The organism is Caldanaerobacter subterraneus, from assembly GCF_004345675.1.
Lineage (GTDB): Bacteria > Bacillota > Thermoanaerobacteria > Thermoanaerobacterales > Thermoanaerobacteraceae > Thermoanaerobacter > Thermoanaerobacter subterraneus.
The window spans coordinates 1-4,509 of the sequence record NZ_SLWU01000053.1; the positions used below are offsets into that span (position 1 = coordinate 1).

The following is a 4,509-nucleotide window of genomic DNA, read 5'->3' on the forward strand; positions in this document are numbered from 1 at the left end:
TTGTGGACACTCTTGCATACAAAACTACTTTAGGTTTTGGTTTTTCTTCCAGCATGCCTAATAACTTCTCTATATCTTCTTTTTTGTACCTTCTTTTTCCTTTTGGTATTCTAACTGGGGTTATTAACCCTTCCTTTTCCCGGTTTATTAATGTAATTCTGCTTATATCATACAGCTCTTTAACCTTTTTATAGTTAATAACATTCATCACCACTCAATTAAAATTATGTCATTTTTTACTACTAATTTCAACTGTTTTGACCTCCTCCTGTTTGGTTTATTTTAACCTTACTTCTGGATAAACGATTACAATTCTTATAATTAAAACTGCTTTTTCTATTATCAACTAATTACAATTACGTTACCCTTCCCCTTTTTCTTCATTATTATTGCAATTTGTAAGTTATACAATATCATTTAAAGTATGGGGATATTTATCTGTTGAATTGAAGAAACCAAAGAGTATGCTCCACAAATGAAACCGTCTACTAATAGTAAATTTAAAGTATTCATTTCATTTGATAGTTATTTTTATGCTTTATTTTGGTTTTTTATTCATTTAAAATAAATTATACCTTATATAAATGAATAAATCAAGTGTTTTTCTGAATTTGATAGTGTCAAGATACTGTTTGTAATAACCCTCTTCACTGCCTCTTTTATTTGCTTCTTCGCTAATTTGTAACCTCCATTGGGTGCAGGATTATACCCACTATGGGTCGAATATCTATAATATATCGGGCCTCACCTTCCTTTTGTTTTGATTTTTGATTTTCCCGGTGAGGTCTTTTTTTCTACATTCATACCTCATTTTCCTGCTTCGTTACTACTGAAATTTTACACTATCTACCCCCAGTAAAAAGGGGGTATTTTTACATTTTTGTTCCTCTGTCGGCCGCCTTAAGCAACAAAGTAGTCTCAAAAGTATACATATTTCTGGCATACTCTTTATGCCTTTCAACGGCATACTCAATAAGCCTATCAATCAATTTCTCAAAAGAAATCCCCAAAGGTTTCCACAAGTAGAAGGCAAATGAACCAGGAATTGTATTTATTTCATTTACATACACCTTCATGGTCTCCTTTTCTAGCAAAAAGTCTATTCTAGCTAATCCACTGCAATCTAAAATTTGAAACACTTTTTTAGCCAGTTCCTGTATTTCTTTAGTCTTTTCTTCAGGAATGGGGGCAGGAATCTGCCTCGTAGTACTTCCTTTGCCGCCTTTTTCTTTTCTCATGTATTTGTCCTGGTAACTCAAAAACTCTTCCCAGGGTACAGGCATCTCGCATAAAGATACCTCCAAATCCCTGTCAATGCCCATAACAGAGCAGTTCACTTCCATGGGATCTTTAACAGCTTCCTCCACTATTATCTTTCTGTCGTAATAAATGGCAATTTCTATAGCGTCAAAAAGCTCATCCCTATTTTTGGCCTTGCTTATGCCTATACTGGAACCCAAATTAGCCGGCTTGACAAACATCGGATATTTTAGCTTGCTCTCAATCAAATCTAGCATAGCTTCTTTGTTCTTTTCGTATTCTTTTCTCAAAAACCACAGGTAATTAACTATGGGAAGATTATTCGCTTTGAAAATATCCTTCATTATCACCTTATCCATTCCTGTCGCTGAGCCTACTACTCCGCTCCCCACATAGGGTATATTTGCTAGTTGAAATAATCCTTGCATAGTGCCATCTTCGCCGTGAGTTCCGTGAAAAGCAGGAAAAATGACATCTACGTCTATGTAATCATACTCTTTTGACATGAATTTCTTCCTGAAAGGATAATAATACAATTTGTTAAGCCCTGGCACAGGAGGCAGCACAACCTGTTCGCATTTCTTTAAAAGGGAAGGTATGTCTTTGTAATTAGAAATGTCCAAAAGGTCTTTGCCAGTATACCATCTCCCGTCTCTTCCCACGTATACCGGTATTGGCTCATACTTTTCCTTGTTCATATTCTCAATGACCTGAAGCCCTGTAATTATAGAAACTTCGTGCTCCACTGATTTTCCTCCAAACATCACAGCCACTTTCAACATAAAAATCCTCCTCATCCTTCATAATTATCAGGCAAGTCATTTTCAAAAAGCACCACATCTCCCGGTTGAAGTAGATTCTGTAAAACTTTTGTAGCCTCATCCAAGTTAGCCACAACAAACACTTTTTCTTCGGGAAAACTGGCTTCCTTCAACCCTTCAAAAATAGGTCTACTTCTCTTTTTCCCGACTAAAATTGCATAGTCACAGACCTCTGCAATGTTTTTCCCAAGATTTTTATTCTCTTCATACTCTTTCTCCCCCAGTTCCACCATTCCTGGAGTTACGATTATCCTCCTCTTTGCATCCATCTCCTTAAGACAGGCAAGGGCCTCTTTTGCCCCCTCAGGGTTTGAGTTAAAGGCGTCGTCAATAACAGTTACGCCATGAGGAGTGGATATAAGCTGAAGCCTGTGGGGAACAGGTTCAATTCTGGAAAGGCCTCTTTTTATCTCTTCCTCGTTTAGTCCTAATGCCAGTGCCACAGAAATCGCAGCCAATAAGTTACTCACATTGTGCCTTCCAAGCAGTGGTACCTCACATTTTATTCTCATCCCATCTTCAGTCACTGCGTCAAACTTGAGGCCTTGTCTAGTATTAATGATATTCTCAGCCCACAGAAAATATTTCCTTTCAATTGGACTTTCTGTGCCATAGAATAATTTTCGCACAGCAAATTTTTCTCCAAAAGTCCTGCAGTAATAATTATCCCCATTCAGAACAGCAATCCCATCTTCTGGCAAACCTTCTACCAGTTCAAACTTAGTTTTAGCAACATTCTCTATCGTTCCAAAAGTCTCCAAATGCTGAGGCCCTATTGATGTAATCACTCCTATCTTGGGATTCGCAAGCTTTACTAGAACTTTTATATCTCCCCTCTGTCTCGCCCCCATTTCACAAACAAAAATCTGATGGGTATCTTTTAGCTCATTTCTGATGACCTTTGTGACCCCCATAGGCGTATTATAACTTTCCGGAGTCATTAAAACAGAAAATTTTTCTGAAAGAACAGCTGTTATAAAATGCTTTGTGCTTGTTTTGCCGTAGCTCCCAGTTATACCTATTGTAATTAAATCTTTTCTATTCCTTATCTTGCGCTGAGCTGATTTATAATATAAAAACTGAATAAATTTTTCTAAGGGGAAGGTAATTACTAAGCTCAAAGCCATATAAACTGGCAACAAAGCCGTCAGAATTAGCACCTCAGCAGAAAAAACTTCTGGAGCTTGAAAATTCTTCTTCAAAAAGTAAAAGGATAAAGCTATAAGAAGCCAGAAAGTCAAAAAAAGCCTTGTCGCTCTGGCAGTAAAGACCAAGGGTTTTTTCGCCTTTTTTTTAGTCGTAACTTCTTTGTAAGTCATATAAAAAAACAGCGCTATAGGTACTAAAATGATAATTTCTGAAGGAAGTCTAAAAATATTCATAATAAAGACGATACCCGCACTCAAAAGTGCAAGCAATGACTCTTTTACCCACCTGTCATAATTTCTAAAATGCCACTTGAAAAAATTTTTTATCTTGTAGCCTTCCAGCTGTGCCATATGAAGTTCTTTCTTCCCGTAGAAAAACGCAACCAAGATAAAAGATAAAACTACAAGAGCTATCCCAATCAAATTTGCCACTCTTATCACCTCAAGAAATAGCTTACGATTATGATAAAATCATTTAGCCTCTCCAGATAAGAAAAGTGTCCTGCATTTTCAAAAACCACCAATCCAGCATCGGGAATTTCTTTTTCCATAATCTTTGCAAATTCAATGGGAGTTTCCCTGTCCTTATCGCCCCATATGAGAAGTGTAGGTGCCTTTATCTTTTTTAAATATCCCCTCAAGTCCTGATTTATCACTTTAACAAAAGTACCTCTTAAGCGGCCTGCCTCTTTGTAGTCCTTTGAACCATATCTTTCGTATAATTTTTCCACCGCATCCTTTTTGCCCAAAAGCAAAAGCAGGCTTTTTATAAGCTTAAACCTGTACACCCTGTAGTAATACTTCCATCCCCTTTTGGGAATTAAACCTGCACTATTTACCAAGACAAGTTTATCTACCACCTCTGGGTGGAGAGCTGCCAGCATTATAGCAACACGTCCGCCAAATGAATGGGCTATTATACTGACCTTTTCAAGCCCTAATCTTTCTAAAAACTTATATGTAATTTCCATATACCTTGTGACGTCCCAATCTCCATCAGGAAAGTCAGACCTTCCAAAGCCCGGAAAATCTACGGCGTACACTTCGAATTCCTTTGACAAAGCATTAAATACGGGTAAAAAGCTATTCGAATTTCCTCCCCATCCGTGCAGAAATAAAACTTTTTTGCCCTGCCCTTCTTTCTTGTAGAAAATATTTATCCCGTCTATATTGATGTACACTTTTTTCACTCCTCGTATAATATGATTGTAATCCACATTAAAAATTTAATAATAAACACACAAATTAAATCCTTAAAAACCATTTTTACCCTGGTAAAA

General features: G+C 36.9%; 3 protein-coding genes and 1 pseudogene. All 4 read right to left on the reverse strand.

The features are described 5' to 3' along the window. Nucleotides 1–208, reverse strand: a pseudogene (locus tag EV203_RS12940) (IS607 family transposase); the annotation flags it as partial. A 664-nt stretch (nucleotides 209–872) separates the two neighbouring features. Continuing rightward, the gene (locus EV203_RS12945) at nucleotides 873–2,042 is read right to left on the reverse strand and encodes a D-alanine--D-alanine ligase family protein (protein ID WP_043884166.1); all 1,170 of its coding nucleotides are present in this window, start codon (nucleotides 2,040–2,042) and stop codon (nucleotides 873–875) included. An 11-nt stretch (nucleotides 2,043–2,053) separates the two neighbouring features. After that, a complete protein-coding gene (locus tag EV203_RS12950; protein WP_132040875.1) occupies nucleotides 2,054–3,661 on the reverse strand; it encodes a UDP-N-acetylmuramoyl-tripeptide--D-alanyl-D-alanine ligase in 1,608 nt (535 codons plus the stop codon). A gap of 5 nt (nucleotides 3,662–3,666) precedes the next feature. Continuing rightward, the gene (locus EV203_RS12955) at nucleotides 3,667–4,410 is read right to left on the reverse strand and encodes an alpha/beta fold hydrolase (protein WP_041587233.1); all 744 of its coding nucleotides are present in this window, start codon (nucleotides 4,408–4,410) and stop codon (nucleotides 3,667–3,669) included. Nucleotides 4,411–4,509 lie beyond the last annotated feature (99 nt).